The 23722-nt window shown below is 39.8% G+C and carries 24 protein-coding genes; 2 read left to right on the forward strand and 22 right to left on the reverse strand.

Annotated elements, in window-relative coordinates:
* Position 1 precedes the first annotated feature (1 nt).
* Entirely contained in the window at positions 2 to 2467 is a 2466-nt protein-coding gene (locus FIV01_RS17225; protein ID WP_152432213.1) for a fimbria/pilus outer membrane usher protein, read from the reverse strand.
* Positions 2468 to 2531: 64 nt separating this feature from the next.
* Positions 2532 to 3068, reverse strand: coding sequence for a fimbrial protein (locus FIV01_RS17230; RefSeq protein ID WP_152432214.1), 537 nt, complete (start codon positions 3066 to 3068; stop codon positions 2532 to 2534).
* Positions 3069 to 4542: 1474 nt separating this feature from the next.
* Between FIV01_RS17230 and FIV01_RS17235 the strand changes: the two genes are divergently transcribed.
* Both FIV01_RS17235 and FIV01_RS17240 read left to right on the forward strand, forming a co-directional pair.
* The gene (locus tag FIV01_RS17235; RefSeq protein ID WP_246210522.1) at positions 4543 to 5247 is read left to right on the forward strand and encodes a winged helix-turn-helix domain-containing protein; all 705 of its coding nucleotides are present in this window, start codon (positions 4543 to 4545) and stop codon (positions 5245 to 5247) included.
* Complete coding sequence (locus FIV01_RS17240; protein ID WP_152432215.1) at positions 5234 to 5710, forward strand: hypothetical protein; 477 nt, start codon at positions 5234 to 5236, stop codon at positions 5708 to 5710. Before FIV01_RS17235 ends, FIV01_RS17240 begins: the two co-directional genes overlap by 14 nt.
* A 48-nt stretch (positions 5711 to 5758) precedes the next feature.
* Here the strand turns inward: FIV01_RS17240 and FIV01_RS17245 are convergent, their stop codons facing one another.
* The 20 genes from FIV01_RS17245 to FIV01_RS17340 form a co-directional block, all read right to left on the reverse strand.
* Positions 5759 to 6133, reverse strand: coding sequence for a hypothetical protein (locus FIV01_RS17245; protein ID WP_152432216.1), 375 nt, complete (start codon positions 6131 to 6133; stop codon positions 5759 to 5761).
* Between the two features lie 36 nt (positions 6134 to 6169).
* Entirely contained in the window at positions 6170 to 6403 is a 234-nt protein-coding gene (locus FIV01_RS17250; protein WP_114783466.1) for a flagellar biosynthetic protein FliQ, read from the reverse strand.
* Positions 6390 to 7376 carry a hypothetical protein gene (locus FIV01_RS17255; RefSeq protein ID WP_152432217.1) on the reverse strand — a complete coding sequence of 329 codons (987 nt, stop codon included), beginning with the start codon at positions 7374 to 7376 and terminating at the stop codon, positions 6390 to 6392. The genes FIV01_RS17250 and FIV01_RS17255 overlap by 14 nt, the downstream gene beginning before the upstream one ends.
* Positions 7373 to 7774, reverse strand: a complete 402-nt coding sequence (locus tag FIV01_RS17260; RefSeq protein WP_152432218.1) for a hypothetical protein — start codon at positions 7772 to 7774, stop codon at positions 7373 to 7375. Before FIV01_RS17260 ends, FIV01_RS17255 begins: the two co-directional genes overlap by 4 nt.
* Positions 7728 to 8990, reverse strand: coding sequence for a type III secretion system ATPase VscN2 (vscN2, locus tag FIV01_RS17265; RefSeq protein ID WP_152432219.1), 1263 nt, complete (start codon positions 8988 to 8990; stop codon positions 7728 to 7730). The genes FIV01_RS17260 and vscN2 overlap by 47 nt, the downstream gene beginning before the upstream one ends.
* Positions 8990 to 10456, reverse strand: a complete 1467-nt coding sequence (locus FIV01_RS17270) for a secretin N-terminal domain-containing protein (RefSeq protein WP_152432220.1) — start codon at positions 10454 to 10456, stop codon at positions 8990 to 8992. Before FIV01_RS17270 ends, vscN2 begins: the two co-directional genes overlap by 1 nt.
* Positions 10443 to 10700, reverse strand: a complete 258-nt coding sequence (locus tag FIV01_RS17275) for a hypothetical protein (protein WP_152432221.1) — start codon at positions 10698 to 10700, stop codon at positions 10443 to 10445. Before FIV01_RS17275 ends, FIV01_RS17270 begins: the two co-directional genes overlap by 14 nt.
* Positions 10693 to 11376 carry a type III secretion system apparatus protein VscT2 gene (locus tag FIV01_RS17280; protein ID WP_152432222.1) on the reverse strand — a complete coding sequence of 228 codons (684 nt, stop codon included), beginning with the start codon at positions 11374 to 11376 and terminating at the stop codon, positions 10693 to 10695. The genes FIV01_RS17275 and FIV01_RS17280 overlap by 8 nt, the downstream gene beginning before the upstream one ends.
* 1 nt (position 11377) lies before the next feature.
* Positions 11378 to 12067, reverse strand: a complete 690-nt coding sequence (locus tag FIV01_RS17285) for a flagellar type III secretion system pore protein FliP (RefSeq protein WP_152432223.1) — start codon at positions 12065 to 12067, stop codon at positions 11378 to 11380.
* A 50-nt stretch (positions 12068 to 12117) separates the two neighbouring features.
* Positions 12118 to 12393 (reverse strand): hypothetical protein, encoded by a 276-nt coding sequence (locus tag FIV01_RS17290; protein ID WP_152432224.1) that lies wholly within the window; start codon positions 12391 to 12393, stop codon positions 12118 to 12120.
* A 144-nt stretch (positions 12394 to 12537) separates the two neighbouring features.
* Complete coding sequence (locus FIV01_RS17295; RefSeq protein WP_152432225.1) at positions 12538 to 16014, reverse strand: hypothetical protein; 3477 nt, start codon at positions 16012 to 16014, stop codon at positions 12538 to 12540.
* A 233-nt stretch (positions 16015 to 16247) separates the two neighbouring features.
* Positions 16248 to 16775 carry a winged helix-turn-helix domain-containing protein gene (locus tag FIV01_RS17300; RefSeq protein WP_152432226.1) on the reverse strand — a complete coding sequence of 176 codons (528 nt, stop codon included), beginning with the start codon at positions 16773 to 16775 and terminating at the stop codon, positions 16248 to 16250.
* A 312-nt stretch (positions 16776 to 17087) separates the two neighbouring features.
* Positions 17088 to 17303 (reverse strand): FliM/FliN family flagellar motor switch protein, encoded by a 216-nt coding sequence (locus FIV01_RS17305; protein ID WP_114783444.1) that lies wholly within the window; start codon positions 17301 to 17303, stop codon positions 17088 to 17090.
* A gap of 5 nt (positions 17304 to 17308) precedes the next feature.
* A complete protein-coding gene (locus FIV01_RS17310) occupies positions 17309 to 18025 on the reverse strand; it encodes a hypothetical protein (RefSeq protein ID WP_152432227.1) in 717 nt (238 codons plus the stop codon).
* 13 nt (positions 18026 to 18038) lie between these two features.
* On the reverse strand, positions 18039 to 19043 hold the full coding sequence (locus FIV01_RS17315; protein WP_152432228.1) for a hypothetical protein: 1005 nt from the start codon (positions 19041 to 19043) through the stop codon (positions 18039 to 18041).
* Positions 19030 to 19422, reverse strand: a complete 393-nt coding sequence (locus FIV01_RS17320; RefSeq protein ID WP_152432229.1) for a hypothetical protein — start codon at positions 19420 to 19422, stop codon at positions 19030 to 19032. The genes FIV01_RS17315 and FIV01_RS17320 overlap by 14 nt, the downstream gene beginning before the upstream one ends.
* The gene (locus FIV01_RS17325) at positions 19412 to 20170 is read right to left on the reverse strand and encodes an OmpA family protein (protein ID WP_415846772.1); all 759 of its coding nucleotides are present in this window, start codon (positions 20168 to 20170) and stop codon (positions 19412 to 19414) included. The genes FIV01_RS17320 and FIV01_RS17325 overlap by 11 nt, the downstream gene beginning before the upstream one ends.
* Positions 20167 to 21198 carry an EscU/YscU/HrcU family type III secretion system export apparatus switch protein gene (locus FIV01_RS17330; protein WP_152432231.1) on the reverse strand — a complete coding sequence of 344 codons (1032 nt, stop codon included), beginning with the start codon at positions 21196 to 21198 and terminating at the stop codon, positions 20167 to 20169. The genes FIV01_RS17325 and FIV01_RS17330 overlap by 4 nt, the downstream gene beginning before the upstream one ends.
* Before the next feature lie 11 nt (positions 21199 to 21209).
* Positions 21210 to 23099, reverse strand: a complete 1890-nt coding sequence (locus FIV01_RS17335) for an FHIPEP family type III secretion protein (protein ID WP_152432232.1) — start codon at positions 23097 to 23099, stop codon at positions 21210 to 21212.
* Positions 23096 to 23692, reverse strand: a complete 597-nt coding sequence (locus tag FIV01_RS17340) for a hypothetical protein (RefSeq protein ID WP_152432233.1) — start codon at positions 23690 to 23692, stop codon at positions 23096 to 23098. Before FIV01_RS17340 ends, FIV01_RS17335 begins: the two co-directional genes overlap by 4 nt.
* Between the last annotated feature and the right edge of the window lie 30 nt (positions 23693 to 23722).

Consider the following 23722-nt stretch of genomic DNA (forward strand, 5'->3'; position numbering starts at 1 on the left):
TTTAGTTTTCACAGTTAACTGAACGAATGACTTCTTGACTTTCCAAAATCGACTCATCGATGACTAGGTGACAACTTTCGTTATCTCCCCAATTCACACTTATATTTGAATCGATGTTGACTCCAACCACATAGACTGTTGAATCTTGGCCAACTATGCCAATCTCTTGATTAAGTTCATCATCAAAGACTAAAGCGCCAAACGGAACCTCTTTATCACCTTCCAAATGCGCAAGGAAGTTGCTACCCTTTCGCGCTTTTATTTTTTGGTAGCCAATCGCACCCTCAGTTAAGACCATACTCTTAACACTATCGAGCACTTCAATATTGTCAGGCAGTGACTTAAAGTCGATAGTGTTGTAGCTCTTTTGGTAAGGCGTGACACCATTGATCAGGGCTAAACCGAATTCGTTAGTCTTCTCGTGATGGCTACCATTAATGGTGACGTCTGACACACTAGAATCAATAAGAATGCGTGATGTGCCTGAGTTAAGTGCACTGTATGCCAATCCATGTTCGGACAACAATACAGTCCCCGTAGCATTTGCGTTCACTTGACTGAATGAGTCGGTTTTATAACTCCCACCAAAAGAAGTTGAAACAAAAGATAAATCGCGACTGTAGTTACCACTGACACCATTCGATTCACCTTCATAAACATCGTAAGCAACTCGATAGTTAGACCCATCCCCTTTATCATATCCGGAGTACGATAGAGTCTGAGAGTAGTCGCCGTCACGTGAATTTGTTTGTACAGAGACGGAATTACTGCCCCCAATAGGAATAGAGATCCCTAACGACCAACCTTTTTCACCACTGCTTGGTGAGTACTCTCTAATACCCGACTCATAGTTATATGTTAGATATGAATCATCAGCTTGATATAGATTAAGCGTCAGATATAAGTTGATCCCGTTAAGATTTATGGGATGTGACAAGTTGACATCGTAACGAGAAGAATCGCGGCGGTTATCCCAGTAGTTATTAGAGGTATAGGAAACATATGCGCTGGTAACACCGAAACTCTGTGTCAACGCGATTTGCTTTTCATCTTTACGATTGTTGTTTGCAGCATAAACAAACGATGAGGTTACATCATCATAAGAGTTAAGATATTCATCAAATTCATAATACTGCTCTTCTGAAAAACGATATCCAGCAATACGTAAGCCTAAACCAAAATCAGTTAAGGTATTATTGTAAGTAACACCGTAAGATATACCAGATACGTCACTAGTATCACCCAGTTTGGCCTTCGCATTAGAGACATCAATAGATGCAGCACCAAAGTAATTTAGATTAACCCCTGTACCAACGGTGTAAGACTGGTAATCCTCAGATAATAAGGTTGCCGAAAAAACAGATATGTAATTGTTGATCCCGTAAGATGCTTCAGCTGAGAAAAACTCCGGTCTATGTTCATAAGTCTCACTCTCTGGAACTCCAGCCGATACGCTATAGCGTAGGTGATTTGGGCGAGTCAAATACAAAACGTCTGCACCATTAACTTGGTAATGTTGAATTTTTCCGTCGGCTTGTTTAACTTCTACATCGAGTGTGCCCTTAGAAGCTTGTGCAAGATCATCGATCAAATATGGACCAGCATTGACGTTGACAACTTTGAGTACATTTCCCTGTTGCCTAACGGTAATCACTGCATTTGTACTTACAGTTCCCGAAACAACCGGCGAATACCCACGCAAATTAGACGGTAACATTTGGTCATCACTTTGTAAGCGAACACCGGTCATCTGGAACGAGTCATACACATCCGAGCCAAACTGGGTATTACCAAATGTCAGCTTGGACTTGATACTGCGCACAGGTGTATAGCCATACAATGAGGTAAACTCACCTGAATAATTATTGGATGCCTGATAATTGGCTCTAAAGCGAAACGCACCAGCATTCGCTCCAACAATACCGTATGTCGACAAATCATCATTCCAGCCGTTTTCATCGTCCTGCTGGCTTGAAAAGTAGTTTATGTTGTAGTCAAGATATAAAGCTGAAATTCCATCATCCCACAATCGGTCAGGCACAAATCCATATTTATACTCGTTAGCAATGTATTCTTGTGGTGTTGATATGTCGATACGGCCTTTACCAAGATCAGAAACGACCTTGGTATATTCAATCTTATCAATCTTATAACAAACTGTACCTTCAATTGATTCTATTTGTTCTTTATACAGTTTATATCCGCGATCATTGAAAGGCAGGCTATCTACCAACACCTCAGATATACAAGGTTCGTTATTACTAAATAATATTTTATCTGTAGTTAAAAATTCGCCGTTAATGTACACATCCAGATCATAACTACCGTCTTCTACAAAATTAGCAGTTGAAAACTTGCTTAAATCAATACTATTTTCACTTCTTATAAAGAAATTATTAAAGTTTGTCGCATAAGATAAACTAGGAGTGGAAAATACAACTATTGAGCTAAGTAACAAACAACGCATTTTTATCAACCAATAAATTTATAGAAAATAGGTGCTTGGCTTTACAGCCGAGCACCCTAGATCACTAGTTATAAGTAACACGTAGTAAAGCCCATGACTCTGCGTTACCAGCCGTTACCTTGTTCACGGCATCAATATCAATGTTTGCTTCATACGCCGCAGAGAAAGAAGCGATGTTTGTACCATCAACAAGTACGTTAGTTGCCGCTACATCACCATTATTCACTGGATTACCGTTGTGAAGGATACGTACACCAATGCCAGTTGCGCCGCCATCAACACTGAACAGATCACCAGTTGCATCAGGGTTAGAAACAAAAGTGAATTCTGCATTAGAAGCCACGTTAGTATCACAATCAGTCAATTTCACGCGAAATGGTACTGGAGTAGAACGATCTCCTTTAGCTTTGAAAATATGAGTAGGCTGTTGGCCCAATTCAATTGTCTGATCGATACTGTCTGGAGACAGACCACATGCTGATTCTACGATTTCACCTTTGAAATAAACATTGGTTGTATTCTCAGCCAAAGCAGGAGTCGCTGACATCAAGCCAAGAAGAAGCGATGCTGCAATTGAAGAACGAATAAAATTAGCTTTCATTTTTTGATCCTATGTATTTTATGTATAAAAATGCATATAGAAAAATAATTTCCTAACAACATTTAACCAATTTCCCTTTATGGAAAATATCAACTCAAACTTGATATTTTTACTAATCAAGCCTTCGTCAATTTAGAAATAAAAAGAAGCAACCACTTAGCAGCTTTTACTTCCTTAAAACATCAAACATTAAAAAATAATGTAAATCAGCTGCTTCACCTTAAATAAGACTATAGATACTTATGCATAATCAATTACATACATTACATTTCACTAAATTTAATACGGCGTGCTTTCTTGGAATGGGATAATAGATATGATTATCAGTATAATCACCTCACTAGCTGGGGATTCTCCCCTCCACAACGAAAAAAACCAAAAAAAATCATAACTAGAAAGGCCAGCCTAAACATAAAAATGAATAAAATCTCAGAAATTTGTTATTATATGAATAAAAAAACATAAAAAAACCATCAATAACAGAAGATAAAAACTAAGGGGGGAAACGAAAAAAAAGTCTGAAAATAGTTGAAATATTTCTCAAGTGAAAGTTTTACAAAGGTTAAGCATAAATGATGCGTATGATTACCTAAGTTTCAAGTATCGTAAAACTAATACTTGCTAGCAAGTTAAAGGACTATGATTGAAATATAGTAATGTCAAGATTATATGGGAGGCTATCACTGGCTATTAAAACCCTTTTCTCCTGAAAAATATGAGATCATTTCGATAATTAGCTAACTGTTGCATATTATAGATGCGAAAAAACGAAACCTTTGCATAAATAAGATATTTTATCAATGATTGAGCTATTTGGGTCACTCTGGACTGAATCTCATCCTATATTATTGAAAGTATATTTAAATATAAGTAAAGCCTTCAGGAGCTTTTCATACTTTATGAAAATGTGAATTGAAGAAATTACAATGGCATTCCGAACGATAAGTGGGTAGAGCTACCAAATCAAACGGCAGACTGGAGGTTAACGGGCAACATGATAGCTCTTAAGTCAGCTCATTCATTGACCGCTAACTAGACGCTCAAAGATCATATAGCAGGCTAATGATACTAATTTGTGGAACCGAGGTTTAAATTAGGTAATAATATTATCAGCTTTAAAAATCATTAATGAGAAATGATTCTCATTAATGATATGTGTAGGGCTGGGCCACATGTCTCGCTGTAAGTCTTTGCGCAAATTAGATGACAGGCATATCATATATATAGATGATATCTTGATTATGAAAAGAGACTCCATGACAAAGATGTAGGGACATAAAGTATCACTGTGTTTCACCGAATTCTGATTACCAAAAAACATGGAAAGCTTAAAAAAATCAACAATATAAAAAGTTTCTCTAACTATATGACTGAAGCGAAGAACAAAATAACAAGAACCTTTCAAGTACTAGATTTCGTTTTGGTTGGTAACACTTTGTCTGAAAACGATTTGCGAACCAACCAGGATCTTCGAATGGGTACCCATGATCTGCTCACTCTGTATGAGCTATGCTGTCATGCTGGTGAAGTAGTTTCAAAGGAAGCGCTGATCGAAAAAGGATGGCCGGGCAAAATCGTTTCTGATAGCTCTCTAACTCAATCTATCCGAAACATACGCACCTTACTCGGTGATAATGGCAGGGATCAACGTTGGTTAAAAACGGTCTCAAAAGTCGGTTATATGCTCGATGCGTCGATAGTTAGAGAGCTGAGTCAAGACGACTCTGCACTTGAAATTAATGTCTCATCCCCACAATCATCGCAACCTAAGAACTCATTGTTTGGTGATATCAAACACCATTCTAAAATCAAAATCGCTATCTTAGTCGTACTTTTAGCTACCACATTCAATGTATCTTATAACATCTACTATCACTTTATCAGCCCAGAAAACATAACTGAATACCCTAAGATCGGTTACAGTAAAGGTGTCACTGAAGTTTATTCTGACAGACTATATGCAGCGGCTATGATAGGAGAGAAGGTCGTGAACTGGCTTAAGCAGCAACAAGTTCAACCAAACAAAGTAGCTATTCTACTGTATAAGCAAAATCTTTCATTAGCGATAGTGGATGGTAACGGTAAAATTACTAACCGCCTGATTATTTTGGATGAAGGCACTGAATTAGGGCAAATTACCGAACTCGCCCTTAGTGAGGTAGACAATGTTTTACGCTAGTCTCATTGTCATAGCCTGCTTTAATATCTTGCTGCTCGTTGTTTATGGGTTTAGCGGGGAACCTGGAGCTGCCTACGACATAGAGTATGAAGTCAAACACATGTCACATGACTATCACGGTAAAAGCAAAATACAAATATACAGCAATGACAACGAATTTGAATCTAAATGGGTGGTTGAAGAAATTGGAGCAGATCATGAGCCTGTATACTTCGAAAGTCACAGTACTGGCTTCGTCAAAAGGTATAGCCGCGACTTATTTACGGTTACTTATGAAGACCACTCTTCAAACTTTCTGGATAACCAACGGCTACCAGACCTCCCTATTAGTCGCAACTTTTACAGCGCTGAACGCTACCTATCAACTCGTAATACCGTGGAGGTCAAGCATAGAGGTGATGACTATACCATCATCATCACTTTCTTAAACGGTGGCCAGATTATGGGGATGAGACGTTATTAACAACTACTGCCTTATCTGCCTTTGAAGGCAAGATAAGGCAATTATTGATTAAGCTTTGATGCAATGAACTGCTTTATTAAATAACATTAGCTTGTCTGCGAGTTTCCGTTCAACATTCGCCACACTGACTTCCCATTCAGACACCATAATCAGTTTATCATTTGTGGTACTCATATAAACTTGCTCATCAGATACAAGCAATTCCATTAGTTTTGGAGCTTTAACTGATAATACTCTTCGGTCACGTACTGGAATTTCAACGAACGCTCTAATGGTCTTATCATGTAAAGAAATGAATATCTCTTCACCATCAACCAACTCAATACCAATAGGTTCATCACCTTCAATTCTAGATAATAGATTAGCTGGTACACCCAAAATATCTACCAAAGTCTTAAAGACTATTTCTCGCAACTTTTTCAACGTAAACTCCTACAAAGACGTTAATAGTTTAATGTATTACAACTGCCTGAAGAGCAGATGAAACTGGTCATAGATATTGCCGCCAACCTGAGTCAAAAGCACAATAAAAACGACTAATTTTGCGGCCATGGGAAGGCCAGGATCTTGAACACTAAATACTGTCTGGAGCAAACCCACAACCACACCTGTAATAACAAAGCTCAAAGAGAAAATTATTATTGCGTCTTTAACTATATCTAAGCACGCTGCGGTAACATCAATTACGGTCATCTGAATACTCCAGATAATTTACTATTTTATGTTCATTAAACTCGAACAAATAATATTTATTTCGGTATAGAACCACATAACTATTTAACTTAGGGTATTGCCAAAACAGCTCCGGTGCTAAATGGTAGTTAGGGAACGCCATCCCTAGTATCGGCATTGGTTTTATTACCGGTGATACTGAACTAACACTGTTGGTAGTAACAGTACCCTCACTAACACTAGGGGCAAAGTTATTATCCTTTACACTACCGTGCTTACCGAATGGTTCGTCTTGTTTTTGGGGAACCAACGCAGATACCACACCACCATTTATTACCAAACTATGGTGTCGAAACTCCATACCAATTTTATTTTGTGCCTTAGTGTCTAAAAGCGCTGTAGAATGGTCCTGGTTGTCTGATTTACTGCCTAGTTTTCCACCCGATATAGTTTTGTCTACCCTATGCTCACGTACATCACTGAGCTTTTTACTAGCCGGTGGCATAAGAGGACTTTGCATATAAGTATTATCTCTAAAACTGTTTACCGTAACACCTATATCAGTAGTGCTTACTTTAGAGATAGTACTCTCACCCTTAACCACTCTACCTTGAAACCTATCTTTATTTGCTTGGGGAACTTCAGGTACAATGCTTTGCCAAGTCACTTTATTTAGCCTTATCTTAGGATAGTCCAGCAATTCGGAAGAAGGCTGTCTACTAACATCTTTCACCACCAAAGGAGAAAGATTCTCAAGCCCTGGCATTTTCGGCGTAACTGGCCCTCTTTCAAAAGCAGGCAAAGCATGGTGAGCCAAAAGCACTTGAGATTCAAAAGGAACGACCTCAAGTTCTCCATCACAATCCCGATTGACGAAAGACTTGCTATCATCAGGCTTGCCAGCGGTTTGCTCTATTTGGCTAAGGATCTTTTCAAATCCACCCTTACCATCCACTACATCCTGTCTAACTAATCCTTCAAACACATTGATCATGACTTCACATACCTTAACTCTTCACGTAGTTCCCCAAGTGCATCTTTTCGTTTTTCTAATCTTCGTTTCTCGGCTTCTACTTCTGCTATTTCCAGTGCTAGCTCTTCCGCATCTTGACGATTGACCGAAGCATCGAAAAATAATGACTCAATCGCTGACTTAGTACTTTCTCGTCTCATAAAAAGCAGCTTTAATGCATTGGGTTCATCTTCAACGTTGAGCGTTTTTAAATTTTCCTGTTGTTGTTCTATTTGTTGCCACTTTTGTTCAATAATACTCAGAAGGTCCTGATAGTGTTTTTTCAGCTTAACTAACTTCCTTTGCTGCTTACCAATGCGTATATCGACGATATCAATAAGCTGACCAAATTCCTTCCATTGCTTCGAGGGTTTGTTCATATTCAACTCCATCGAATCCTTGCTTTAGAAACGACATTATATGAGGGTATCTATCGATCGCCTCATCTGTCTCCAAATCATTGCCCTTTTCATATTCACCAACCCGAATTAAGAGTTCAACGTTGAAATATCGATACACCATGTCTTTTACGCGTTCAGATAATCGAACATATTCTTCGCTTTGAACCTTATTCTGCAAACGGCTTTTGCTTTTCAAAACATCGATCGCAGGGTATCGTCCAGTTGAGGCAATCGTTGTCGAATACACCAAGTGTCCATCGATTAGCGATTTCACCTCATGCGCAATAGGGTCATCATCAATTTCTTTTTCAATCAAAACAGTGAATATACCTGTCACCGAACCATGGATTGAATTACCGCAACTCTCAACTAAGCGAGATAAAGCAAGTGATACACCAATTGGGATTCCACCTTTAATTGGCGTATTATCGAGCATTGCTTGAGCACGAGCAAAACGCGTTAGGGAATCAAAGTACAAGACAACCTTTTTGCCTTGCTCCATATAATGTCTAGCGATAGACACCGCCACTAGTCCTGAACGCACCTTCTCCAACGGATTCGCTTCAGAAGTCGATACTATGGTGATTGACTTTTGAATTACCTCTGGGCCTATTTCTCCTTCAAGGAATTCGACTACTTCACGAGCCCGTTCTCCAATCATGGCAAATATCACCACATCAGCGTCCATATTGTTGGCCATTATGGAGACTGTCGTCGTCTTACCTGCGCCAGCAGGGGCAAACAGACCAAGACGCTGCCCTTCACCAATTGTGAACAGACCATCAATGATTTTTAACTTAGTGGGAAAAACGGTTTCAATGGGAGCCCGAATATTCAGTGGAATAGGCTCAACAGCTATCGGCAAATCCTCAAATTGACCAGGCTGATTTAAATAGTCATCGCCATAAATAGATTCACCGTAACAGTTGATCACTTTACCGACCAATGCATCCTCATTGAGCGGGAAGCAAAAACGTCTTGGGGTAATTTCAACTCTACCGCCTCGTTGAACCGCTCCGGGTTGAAGCAACTTAATTTCTACTCTATGGCCAGCCACTTTCATCACTTCACCACGAATACGCTCACCAGTAACAGTACTGATAAAACATTCCTGACCGACAAAAGTATCTACCGAGACATGGCAAATAACCGTATCTTGATAAGACTCTTTAACCTTGAAGTAATGGTTCAACATCACTCAACAACCTCATAGGAAATAGATACGTAACGTTTGTACTTTCGCTTAATTTCATTTGTGCTTTTAAAGAGTTCACCAAGAAGGGGAATACTAGATAACACTGGAACGCCCGTCTCCGTTGACTGAGTTTCTGTATTGTCAAACCCACCGAGAACAACGGTTTGGTCAGGGTGTATATAGACTTCAGATTCTAATGATTGTGAACTAACTCGTGGTGGCTCTGCCTTGGCAGAATCGTCGTCGTCACTATCATCTAAGGACTCTTCAATATAGCGAATTTTTGCTTGAACACTTCCAGAAGGCAGCAGTCGACCAGTAACATAAAGGCCGTTGTCGGCTTCTATCTCTTGAGTTTGAACTTCCTCTACAGACACGAGCTTGATCGTAGCCGTTTCTTTCTTGTTAAATATTCCTTGTTGATTTTCAAGAATCAACAAATTCGTTTCATACACTCCACGAGCCACACCATTAGATGAGAGCGCTTGAAAACTTTGCAGGAATTCTTTTGTCTCAGTAAACGGGTTAACCACAATATCGTAGATGCCTCTAGTGCTGTTAAAATCGACACCAAGATCTTCACCACGTGTTACTGAAACATCATAAACCTTGAGTGAAAATAGCAACTGTTTGCGCTTGATATCGATTAGCGCCGCGATACGCTTCGCCAATTTCACTTCCTCTGGCGTACCACGAACTAATAATGCGTTGGATCCCGGTAACGCTTGTACTTTAGACGTCTTTTCTTCTTCTTCCAGTTCCTGCTTCTCGCTATTTTTAAGCTTCACTTTATAGGCTTTTTCAATAGCATCACCATCACTTATATTCTGAAACTGACCGATATTGATGATGGCAGAAGAGATCAAACTCATTGCACCAGGAAAGACGACAGAATTACCAAACGTATCGATTTGGCGATCAACCACCGATATATAGTGAAAATTAATGCGCGCAAGCTGAAGATCGTTACCATTTTCCAGAAATTGGTTACGGTCAACCATAGTGGCATAGCCTACGGCATCATTGACAAACTTTCGAGTACCAGAGAACAAAATGGAGTTTCCACGCTCGACTAATTTTACCTTAGTCGTAGCACTAATATTAAAGGTATTATTAAGTTCTCTGAGTAAAGCTTTGGGCTTGATATTACGCGGCTTATATGAGTAATTAATATAGGCTTGCCCAGATTGTACCGTAAGGGTGCCCCCGTACACATACCAATCAAAGTCATAAACTTCTGAAAGCTGCTCTAATAGCTCAGGCCCACTTCCTGATAAGGTTTGTGTAATTAACTGACGTTCTGTCTTGCTATCGATATCATCAACTAGCTTAACTTGCATATCTTTAGCAATTGCTTTTAACGCAGTTTGTAAATTTATATCTTGCTGTTTAATCAGTACTTCAGCTTGAGCTATAGGAGCGAGTACAGCCAAGCAAAGTAGTATTAGTTTCTTATACTTCTTCATCGAGGATCTCTTTCATTCGTTCTTCGCTTTCTTTCATCTGACGGATACAGGTATTTACAACGCCTTGAGACACTATCATATCTGCGATTTCTTCATCTGAGAGCATTGACTCATCACTGTCAGAACGAGCTTGATTATTTACATTATCAGTTTGCTCAACTTCGCGAGCAATTGCATCAAACTCAGATTGAACGTCAGTTCCAGCTGTAATTGAAGCTGTATCTACTATCTCAACTCTAGTCATAACCTACCTCGTGCATCATTTGTTTAAACACATAAAACTGGTCATGTAACAACCAGAGATTTAACAACACAATCACCACGATTGCTTTAATGTTTGGCGTGACAAAAAGTGATAGCGACGCCTTTTTAAAAAACAAGTCAACGTAACCACAGCACACAGTTATCGTCAGCATGATAATGATGTATTTACCCGCCACGATAGCCATCATGGTTAGGCTATCTGTAACTAAAAAGTATAGCGCTTCAAAGTCTAAATCACCTGTTTCTGTCTTACCTTGGGTAATGACTTCGACTATGGGTCGAAACAGTGTGCCACTTTGCAGCGCATAAATTAAAAATGTTAAGCTCCCAAGCTTTGCTAATGCCTCTGATTCATCTGTAAAACGTTTATCCTGAACAGACTGTTCATTAAGCAATAGTAATTGCTGGATCACACTGCCAACTGTGCCACTTATCCAGTACGGGACAGAAGAAAACACAGCAAACATAAACACTGCAATCACCCAACCAAAAGTAGGCAATTGATCGAACTGGCTTACGTCAACAAAAATTGCCATCGCTATAGCTATCGCAAGACAAGTAATGTTATCCAAATATAATCGTGTCGGGTTATAGATTTTTAGAAAAAGGAAAAAACCCGCAAACAGCATCCAACTGGGGAATAAGAGATCACCCATGTTACCCAAGCGCTCTAAATAGCAAGGTCCAGCTGTCAGAGAAATAAAACACTGCCAGCTTTATTGGCGTTGAAATCACCGTTGGGGATAACATGGTCATCCCGACACCACTGAGCACAACTGCAATGAGAAAATCTATACTGACAAACACCATATACAACTTGAGACCAAGTTCGAACCCTTGGTATAAATCGAGAATTAAGTTACCTAAAAAGAATTTAAAAGTGTCACTTTCCTCATCAAAATTAAGTGGTATGTCAATCATTGAAGTCAGTTGATTAGTCTTATCTTCTGCTCTTTTCAGTACTTCAGGAAAGAAGTCAAAAATATTACTGGCTAAATAATACATAGTAATATTCTGAGGTTTTTCTTCTTCAACACCTAAATCTACAGGCAAGTTGAGCTGCTCTTCTTGCTGTTGTTCGGAAAAGTAAGGCTTTATTCGCTCGAGACCAGGCTTAATATCTGGCCATAAACTATTTAGCGCCATCAAAGCAGCAAGCAAGTTCACAACAATAGTTGGAGGAATTTGCTGTGTGCCGACTGCATTCTTTATGATATTCAGGACAATGTTATATTTTACAAAGCCAGAAAAACAAATAAAGAACACGGTAGATAACAGCGCTAACACAAGTAATAAAACAAGGTTAGCACCAGAAAACGCATTATCTGGACTGAGTAACTGCACCATAACTTCTTCTCACAAACAGCTATACTAGCGGGGCAAACGCCCCAGCATAGTTAGATATTGCGCGCCGCAGCAATAATCGAATCTTTCACACCCTTTAGGGTTGAGGTACCCGTTTGCGCCGCAATACTCTGATCAGCCATCAACTGCTGGAGTTCTAAAGACTGAGATGCCGAGAGCTGCAGAGCACCATCTGATTGGTGAGCGGGATCATCAAGAAAATCTGAGATTGCTTGGTCCGCATTTTGGATATACGTTTCGAAATTATCACTAACTTCAGTAGTCGTAAGATGCTCGTCGCCGTTGGTTCCAGGAGCTGTTACTGCCATAATCGTTATCTCTTGTTGGTTTTGAGGACTAAGAATTTACCAATCTCACCGACCTGAATGAAGTGAAAAAAGGTGACAAATCACGCAAAGCCAAAGCGTGCAGCAAAAGTCATTTTTCATCATGTCCGAATATATGAAGCGCTGCTACTCAGGCACAGTCAATATCGATACGTCGATATTATTTTTAATGCCCATACCATCCTCTTTATATATGAGCTCAATATCACCTAAGGATTCGGTTAAAGTTACCTGACACCTGTTTTTGACCTGAATCATGGGCAGAATACCTGAGGGATGACGAGTGAGTGCCGACTCACGAGTACATTCTATCTTATCCAGTCGATAGTAGTTTCGCGCTCGTTCTCCCTTCCTTTTCAGTTGTAGATCTAATGACTGGAGTTCCTTAAGTACCTTTTTTCTATCTTGGACAGTATCTAGTCGTTCTAAAGTCTGTTGATATAGCCGTAACAGTGTACCCATTGGCATATGATATTTGGCTAATGCCGTTACCGATGACGATTTGTTAACATTGAGCATTTGGCTCTGGCTTTGAGCTGAAGCGCGAAGCTCTTTCATCAACTGAGCCCCGCCAGAATATGGCTCCATTACCTTCTTTAAGTAGATCGAATGTTTGGGCGTCATATGAAACATTCTTCGCATATTGTCTGCCCAGCGAGAGCGCCATTGAATTTTTTCATCATAATTAACTTTGAGATAGGGGATATTTTCCGCGGCAATCGGTTTTACTACATCATGGCCTCCCGTTTCCAACGCGTTTAGCAAGATTTCAAGTTGGTTACTTACTAGACTTCTTACCTCAGGCAACCATGAAGACTTATCCAAGAACTTTTTGTAACCTTGTATTACTTCTTCTAAGCCCTCTTCCTGATAACCTTGTGCTTTCCATTCCTCACTCATCATTTTGTCTTGCACAGATTGAGTTGAGTGGTATTTTTTGGTTTGGACGGACTTGAGTGCATCCCCAAGTGGCTTTATGGACATAAATGTTTTTTCATCAATTGCAGTTGGCAATGCATAGGGAGCTGGTAAAGGAAACAGCATCACATTAGCACCACTGCTGAGTTCAGCATCGATCCCTTTTTCGTAATCTCGCTGCTGCAATACGCTATTTTCTTCTCCTAACTTCACCTCCCTGACATCCTCACGACTAACAGCTATGGATACTCCTGCCTTCGCATAAGTTCTCGGCGCTACTAATGAAAAGTGCGGCGAAGCGTCAATCCCTAATTGCAGCCTAAATTCGCTATTAGCCGAGACACCCAATTGAACCTTTTGCTTTTCTCGACTCACAAACTGAGTTTTGCCTAACTGCTCTTCAAAACCTTGTTTCCAGTCTCGCGTGCCGAACATGTAGCTCAATGTTTCTTTTAAGTTTTCATTATCAACATCAAAAGAAAAACTCTGCTCACTGTCTTTCATTGCTGTCATCGCTAATGTCGCTTCAAAAGGCATAATTGTGACCAATGATCCCTGCTGGTATTTGACCAACTTAGTTAAATCTTCAAGTCCCGCACCAGTACCTGCCATCACAGTGGCTCCTTTTTCTCTTTTTCGGACAAACTGGACTTGAGTTTTTCCATCACCTAATGCAACAAGCTTGCAGTCGTAGTGCTTTTCATAGTTTGCAACTACGCCCGCAAACCAACCTTTACCCAATGGATAAGGAAGCCCGAAATGGGCAATGCCTGCAAAACCACTAATTCCGTGTTCAGCCGTAAGTGTTAATGAGTCGCCTTTTGGCAAAGCACTTGTTCGTGTAGCAAGTTGAGTGGTAATTTGCTCTGCTGGATGATTGCTGCCCATACATGTATTCAAGATCTTTCCTATCCCACACTTTGTATCCTTCGCAGATTTCCCTAGGCTAGTTCGTGCTTGGGTGACTTTTTTCGCAGATTTTAGACAAGCAATGTTCTGTGTTACCGATTGGAATAATTGTGCCTGATTCTCAACGCCCAGCTTCTGGGTAAGTTTCATCTTATATTGGACACTAGATTTAGTAAGGTGTTGATGTTTAATCCCAGTGACTTGATTACTAGAAATTGCCAAATATAGCCGAGTGTTAACCAATGTTCTTTCAATAAAAGGTAAGTAAAGATCTAAATCTTTCTCTTTTATGGGCGTCGCACTTGCATCAGTGAGCGTATTTAACCACGTTTCTATCTCAAGTACTTTGTTCTTACAAGACAAATTCTCAAAGCTAGGGTGGCTTTTGATATTCGCGGTTCTTTTTTGGATAGTGATTAAACGCTGTTTTAACTTTTCATCATAAGATCCTTGTTCACTTTCAAAGCCAGACCCAAGTCTCGATAGCACAGTAACACAGACATCAAACTGCTTTGTTAACCTTTCTTCAAGGCAAGCATCCAGTTGCTCGATACCAAATCTTGCATCAACGTTGTTTAGCAACACCTCATTTTTTAAAGTTCGACACAAACGAAAGTCTGTTTTTGCACTGTTAGTCGCTTTATTTTGGTTCTCTAGCTCCCAATTCCATTCAGTTTGAAAACGTCTAAGACTTGCAAATTCTTTGTATATATTGGATTTCAGAGAAAGCAAAGATTGATCGGGTTTAAAATTCTTACTCACTCTATCTTTCACCCAGAGACCTGCTGTTTGTATACCTGGGTCGGCCATTTTTAGGAAAGAGAGGTAGGCATCAGTTTTACGTCCTTGCTGTAACTTGAGTCGACCACTAGTGTAACGGTGTTTTATACCGTCTACCCATCCCGATAAAGGAATATACTGATTACCTATATGCTTATATTTTCGACCAATAAAAGGATTAGCATTGGAAAAGTGTCCACTGTTATTGACACTAAAATGAGCAAATCCTATCGGTGGTTCATCAGATACAATGGGAGACAGTAATTGAGTATTACCGCTAAGGGTAAGGTGCCGACCGTCTAAGTATCTAATTTTCTCCCTGCTTTGATTATCTTTAATGGTTACTTGAAGGTGAGCACCGCAAGGCTTTATGTGTTGGATATACTCATGTTGAGAAAGGTTTAGCCCTTTTAGATTTAATAAAGCGCGATTCCCATCCTTGTCATAGACATAATATTCTTGCTTTGCATCTGATCTGGTCACAGTTACTTTGTTGTCATCTTTCAAAATCATAGTCGGAACAAATGACTCTTCAGGCTTTTTGTTAATCTTTACCTCAAATCTTTTCTGCAAAGAATTATCTATAAACTGACCGCTGATATTTATCGTTGCGTGATACTCTTCATCCCCGCCAGCCGATGTCGTGTAGCAAGCATGCAAGTCACCATCACTCCCTATCCAAAGCTCAGTAAATGCTTTTACATCACTGGGGGTTTTAAGATCTAATTGGAAGAGTTTTTTCTTGGAACGTATTTTATGACTTACCGTTCTTAGCAACCCCTTATTTCTCCCAGTTAAAAGTACCAAGTTCCCATTTTTGATCGATGCCATCATTTTCAAGCCATGGTTCTTGTCCATGCTAGTGAGATCAACAAACTGTTTTGCCTCAATATCTCCGCGCTTTATCGGTTTAAACCCACTACTCGTGTTTGAAGGGCATGGTATTACTTCTGAAGATGTTGAGCTATTCAACGATGGGATACAAGAAGCTAGCATAAGGGCACCTGTTATTTTTTGACCAACAGGAACTATATACGCACGTCAGTTATTAGTTACAAAATTATTAATTGTGATAATACTGGAACAAAAACTCTATCTGGGAGACAACTTCCATGATATTAGCCGGAGGGTTACAAAGCATCTCCTTCACTCAAACTAAGATTTCAAATACTAAAACCACAAGAGACAAGGGCTACCTGAAGGATACTGCCCTTGTCAATACGTGATCTTCAGCGAACCATCAGCAAAATTCCTGTGGTTAATGCTGAAGAAAGCAAAGAGGCAGAAAAAACTAAGGTAAGCCAGAATGCTCCCCCTGTTGAGATGTTTCCTGCAGGTTCAGTATCCAGTAATAATTGAGGGGAAGAAGGCACTGGTTTCACCGAACTTGCAATACTTTTAATCGATAAGCTAGGGATTTCCTCTGCAGAGAACTCTGCCACAGCTTCTTCGTCAATAATCAGCATATAGCCTTCTTTTGGTACGGTTTTAATTTCGCAGGCCAATCCCTCGAATAATCCAAGTGATTTACGAAGATTTGAAATTGCTTTAGTCAATGAAGTTTCACTAACCAATACCTTACCCCATACTTCCTCATGGATTTCATCTTTACTAATTACTTTGTTGCCTTGTTCACACAACAACTTAAGTATTGCAGCTTCACGTCCACCCAAGCTCACGGCTTGATCACTTGCAACTATTTCACGCTTTAGAATGTCAAAAATCACCTGATTACCCAGAACGTAATTTCTATCCATTATTCAACCCTACTCTCAGTTCTTTTTACCCTATGCTATTCATCCGAACAATTAACAGACAACAATTAATAACTCGGAACCTCAATGCCAACATCATATTTGGTTTTGCTGATTCAATTTGTAATTAAGATTCGCGCACTAGCGAACCATGACATCGGCCAGACAGAGAATGTACTAGTTTTCAAAAAAAAGGATGAAAAAATTATGAAAAAAACCGTGATTTTGTTAGATCTGACAATAAAAAATATATAAAAATAAAAATATCAAAAAAGGCAATCGTTTTCGATTGCCTTAATTGTTGATATATAAGAATTAATTTTTTGACTCGTTAATTTCGTCAATTGACACACAATATTGCTCATCAACCTTAATTAACGTACCCGTTGCGATTAATTCATTGCCACTTTTGAGCATTACTTGCGATTGAACAAAATCTGTTAACGGTTTTACTTGTCCAGACTGAAGCTGATTAAGCTCATCTAGCGTCATTGTGGTATGGCCAACCACAACATCTATAGCTATTTTCATCACATTTATCCCTGTTGTGACATGGAAACAACAGAACGTCTAACATCACGCAGCTCTTCTTGTGCAGAAGAGATTTCAGTCATCATATTTTTAAATTCTTGCTGCTCCGTATCCAAATCAACTTGGATCTTGTCACAATATGCCGTCATTCTTGCGTTCATTTCTTGGAGTTGGTCATACGTACAACTACAAACGATTCTAGCGGTGTTATCGATACTATTAGTGACGTGACCACTACTATCTAATCTGTAATAACCGGAGCCGCCTAAAATAACAGAGATGTCCTCACCCGTCGTTTCCTGGATGATCTCTTCAATCTTAAGCAGAGTACTCGAACTAAGAGTCTCAGTACCATTTTTCCCTGGCCCGAAACCATTCTCCTTATCAGCGTCATCGACGTTTGCCAACGCATCTACCATGATCTCACCCCAAAGGCTGTTAATATCAGCAATCGCTTTGGACTTTGCTTCAATCTCTTTCGACAGTTTATCGGCTGCCTCAGTTTGCGTAGTAATGTACATACTCAACAAGTCATCGATCAAATCCAAAGGGTCGCTAAAGCCCGCTGAAAATAGAGACTGTGAAGTTGGTGAGGTAGCTTGTGGACTAGCAGCAGCGGCTCGCTGTACTACAGGGCTACTTTTTGCAATCACAGCCTCCATATCGCTGTTTGATTCTAACGCGGCGACAGTCGGAGATACTCTAAAGTTAACTTCTGACATATAATTCTCCTAATTAAGGTTGAATGAGGTAAACTCGTGTTTTTTGTCCATCCTTAAATACGACTTTGTCGCGGGTGATGGATTGGATGACCCCTAGACGTGGGACTGTGCTTCCTTCCCAATAACGTCCTTGCTGGTCGTATATATAACCACCTGATTTGGTGGAGTAAAAAATTGCATATGGAAACTCACTACTTGTAATAATCTGAGTTTCATCTTTTCGAGATTTAAGCTGAGCAATGACAGAGCTTAAGCCCGCTGATTTTAGTATTTGACTCGCTTTGGTACGATCAGAAACCAGCCAATAATCATCTTGCTTAGCAAAGCCCAAGCCATAATCACCAAATAATGCCATGATCTGAATGTCTTGCTCGCGAGTATCAATGACAATTTCATCTCTATCGGCTTTTGATACCAACCGACCAACTAGTGGCTTACCTGTATATGTTGAAATTAAATCAATATCCAATCGACTCACTCTTAAATAGTCATTAGACTCAACAAGTGTAATATTACGCTGAAGAAATTCAGGTAAGCTGGTAACAGCATTTTGATTGAACGCAAATAATTCACCATCCTTAATGTAACCAGATCCAATTGCATCTAAATAGTTTGCAACTTGGGACTGTTGGTGGTTAATCACCCCTAAATAAAGGGCTGCTGCTGTAGCGACATTGAGTACAAAGGTAAAAACGACTAGGGGTTTATATTGCCTGAAACGATGTCGTCGTAATGCAGGTCTCCTACTACCTTCTTGAAAAACAAAAAAGCTCAGTCCCTTAAATTTGTAGATACGATTTGCGTTTACAGTGGTAACTTTGTTTCCACGCGACAAACCTACAACGTGAATTTTCTTGTCCTTTACTTCAAACTTTAACTCGGTGGTACTAGAAAAATACTCTGGAACTGATAATAAATTTTCAGCCCGTGCTTCTTTATTGCCTGTCAGAACAAAGCTCTGCTCTAAAGGTAGACATACACCATTTAAATGGCCATCAACAAATTCAATCAACCACATGACTCTTGATCTCAATGTGCAATAAGTCAGCTTGAGCAGCAAACTGACTAAGAAGTTGCTGAAGTTTTTGAGGATGTTCAGGAAGTAAAAGATTTCTTATATAGTAATCTTTATCTGATATTCGACCGATATACCCGTTTGCGGTTACGTGAAAATCAGCATTAAGCTTAACCGCCATTTCTGGCGTCAAATTCTTATTTTCCAACTCCGACAACAAAATTAGCTGTCCTTCAAGTCCAACTCGCGATCCATCTTCAATAACAATTTGCCTCTCTCCATAGTGACAAACCAGAACATTATTGCCATCAATCTTGAGCTCACTGCTCTGGTTTAGATGTACAAATTCATTTATTAACAGAGAGAATTTTCTATTTTTCATACTTTTTTAGTTTTACCTCAATCATAAAACGTCTCTGAGTCACTCTCTGCTCCGAGGTCGATAAACCATTTTCAACACTACCTCGCACTTGGATAGGTACATTTCTCAACCCTTCTTCGATCAAAAAGTCACGTGTTACTCTCGCTCTCTTATCTGCTAATTCACGGTTGTTTGCGTAAGTCCCTGAAGAGTCAGCAACGCCATAAACAGTAAGGGAATCTAGCGGCCACTTTTGCAATTCTTCAATAGTCGAAAGCAATGTCGAACGGCCTTCTCGAGTCAGCTTATACTCATTAACAGGAAACAGACTTTCAAACTTCAACAATAAGTTAGAGTTATCGAGTAAACTGGTCGATACCCCGTATACATCTCTCCACTCATCTCCTCCAAAGCCACGATTTTGATTCGGTGCAACTATATTGTTCGCTGCGGTATAATCTCCCTCGCAACTTTTTACTTCAGTTAACCCATATGTATTAAGGTTAGCAATATAGAAGCGATTTGGCTCGGTTGGTTCCGCCACTTCGACACATGCTTTATGATGAGCGGAACCTTCAGTGTACTCGGGTGCTCTGCGTACCCAGAGCTGAAAGTTATCCGCATCAGCAACTTCAACCAGCACCAAGTTATATACATCGGGTTTCCAGTCATAGTCGAGTACAAGATTGTCGTCGCGAATCTGGTTACTGCATCCACCAAGTAATAGTAATAATGCTGAGGTAAGGCAAATGTTTTTGTTCATCTTCATTTTTTCTTCTGCTTATTTAAAGCTGAAAGTATCATGGCAACATCCCGATAAAACTCTTTAGGAATGAAGTCTTCACCATGTTTCATCTTATGATAAAAAGCTCTAGCCAGTGGCTTGTGCTCAATAATCGGTATATTCATCGCTTTTAGGCGTGCTTTCTCTTCTTGCGCTAATGAATCTGTACAAATTTTAAGAACCACCGGCGCTTTGTCTATATTTCTGTCGTAACATACAGGAACAAGTATGTGAGTCGGATTCGCTAACGCAAAAGTGGGCTTTCTTCCCTTGGTTACAGGTGCATCCATAATCTCGCGCATCTTACGTTTACGCTCAGATTTAATTTCAGGCGATCCTTCCGTTTCCTTCATTTCATTTTTCATTTCGGTGAAAGTCATCCGGTTTTTTTGCCGAAAGTGATATTGCTCAACTAAGAAATCTACGCAACCTACACAAAGGCCATAAACGAAGAACATCAAAGAAACCAGCAACATATAAAAAATGAAATTGTAAAGAAAAAAGCTACGATTATTGACTTGCTTGAGTGTATTTAGCTCCTCTCCAGCAATATCGAACACATACTTGAGCAAGAAAAGAAGAAACAGTAACTCTAATACTTTACGCAATGAACGTGACATCGCCTCAATGCCAAAAATGTTCTTAAACCCGGTAACCGGATGAATTTTCTCCATCTTCAATCCGAGAGATTCGGTATTGATCACATTTTTATTGATCAACACCCAATCGATAATTGCCATGATGAGTTTTACTAACATTAAGCTTCCGATTACCGCCGCAATCAAAGAATACATCAAGCTAAACCCAACATGGAGATCGGCATAGAGAATCTCTTCCATCCAATAATTGGCATTTTCAAACATGAAGTAAATTAAACCAATAAATACAATAGCAAAGACAATTAATTCTAATGTCGGCTCAGCTAGTTCCGTTTTCGGAAACTGCCCTTTCTTTTTAAGATCGCGCAGTTTTTTCTCCGTGGGCGGGTATTTTTTAGGTTCAGTTGACTCCATTTAATGCCTCTTTAAGATGTAACCTGAAGAGGTTCTGAACTTGTTACGTATGCCTGATCGGTAATATCGCCATGGCTACATATTAACAAGGTCGACATTACCTGTTGGAAGAAAGCTTTTACTGGGTTTATTTCACTGTCGTTTACAACTAGAACTGGTTTACGGCCATATTGGGTTGTTAAACGGAGTATTTCTTTTCTTAAGCCATGTTGTATCTGTATAAGGCGGTCAACATCTTCAACTTCACCCATCACATAGGACTCAATTGCTTCAGTAATTTCTGGTGTCAATAGAGCAACGTGAATACCTTCCTCTTCACCCAATAGTCTTGATGTAATCTCATATCGAGCTTGGCTTCGGATACGAATCAGCCAGTTTTTCGGCTCACTTTCAACTCGTGACCAATATATCAAGGCTTCAAAAAAACTGACTCGATCTAGGTAAAACTCCGGCGCACGAATCATTTCCTTCATCACATCATGAACGCGGTTTAGTCCAATGGCGGAGTCAATCTCATTTTTCATGACCTCGCTCTGAGCAGCTAGACCTTCAATGATATTACTGGTGTATTGAAGGTTATATTTTTCAACCATACGCTTTCTGAGAAAGTAGTTTGCAATGCTTGAAATATTGGTAAGTACATCGTCTTGACGAACAAACACTTCATCACCCAACACTTCGATCATATCTTGTGAATCACTTTGGCTAAATTTGAACACACAAATATCAGAGATATACACCTCGATGTCACTTTCCATTTGGCTATCAAAGTCAATTGAAGGAGTGCCAAGTGCTTGCCCCCATAAAACGCGTTCAATATCTTCAACTCGACGCTGAACTAAGGTTTGATGACTATTATCACGTAGTACAAATTTTAGTGACTCATACAAACCCGAACCTGATGGCTCAAAGCTCATAGTACCAGCAGGCTGCCCCTGTCTACGCCAGAGAAAAAACGCTATCAACACACAAACAAAAGCTAACGGCACACAGACGTACAGTAAGTTACTATTTAAAGCACCTAGGACAAAAATCACTCCACCGATAATCAATAGGCTTTTCCAAAATGAGCCTATTTGCGTCATCAGCTGCCCCATGAAAGGGCTAGATTCTTCTTCGGCACCCTTAATACGTGTGAGATATACCCCACATGCCATAGATAAAAGTAAACTTGGTATTTGCGAGACCAGTCCGTCACCGATAGTCAGAACAGAAAAACGGCTCACACTTTCTGATAGAGAGAGATCGAACTGATTAATTCCAACATAGATACCACCAAATAGGTTGACCAAGCTGATCAAAATACCAGCAATAGAGTCACCTTTTACAAACTTCATCGCGCCATCAAGAGAGCCGAAAAGTTTGTTCTCCGTGCTCAAGTCTGCACGCAATTTTTGAGCTTGTTCACCAGTGATTAATCCACTTTTTAAATCACCATCTATGGTCATCTGTCTTCCGGGTAATGCATCCAGAGAGAAACGAGCGCCAACTTCTGCAACACGTTCACCACCTTTGGTCACCACCAAAAATTGAACAATAGTGATGATGACAAAGATCAACAGACCAGAAATAAGATTTCCACCCATTACAAACTCACCAACCGTCTCGATCACATCTCCTACATCTTCATTGGCGATGATATTTCGGGTTGTTGCAATAGAAAGTAACAGACGAAAAGTGGTTAGAAGCAGTACAACTGTCGGCAAAAAAGTCACTTTTAATGGCTCATCATTTTCAAGCATGATGACAAGCAATAGCGCTGAGCTAATAAAGCTGACTAAGATAAACGCGTCAATGACACCACCGGGTAGTGTAACCAAAATAATGGTCGGCAAAAGCAATGCAATAATGACACTACTCGGATTAAACAGTAACGACTGCCCTTTAAACAATTGCTTCATAATTGATCCAGACTTGATCTCAGCTCAGTAATTAAACTAGCCGTGTTGATGCTAACGATACTGTCTTCATTCTCGATCGTTAACGTTACGCCATTTTCTTCAATCGTTTTCTCAACGGATAGATTTCTCGCTTCATCGTCTACTTCCGCGTGAAGCACTTCTACCAAGTGACCGATCAGGTGTTCACTTTGGTTGAGCTTAACCAAACGCTCTTTCACCGCTGTGATTACTGATTCCTTCAATTCTTCTTTAAGTTCATCAAGCTGTTTCTGCTGCGCCTTGAGTAAATCACCGAGTTTTGATTCCGCATTATCAAACCAGTCATTTTGCCACTCGACCCAGTTTTCAATCACATTGTTATAGGACTCTTCAACATACTCGTTAAGCGCTTTTTCCTTATCTTCAATCATCTGAATCACTTGCTGCTCAAGAATGGATTGACATTCATCAGCACGCTCTTGCATTGCCATCACAAGCGCCTGAGCTTCTTGGAAACAACGGACTTCTGACTTTTTTATAACGTTGGAATTATGATTGCGCTTAAACGTGATCTTCGGAATCACTCGCTGCTCTGGTTCAAGTTCAATGTACAAAAGAAACACCTCATTTCATCAGTGGCGCTA

Source organism: Vibrio aquimaris (genome assembly GCF_009363415.1).
Lineage (GTDB): Bacteria > Pseudomonadota > Gammaproteobacteria > Enterobacterales > Vibrionaceae > Vibrio > Vibrio aquimaris.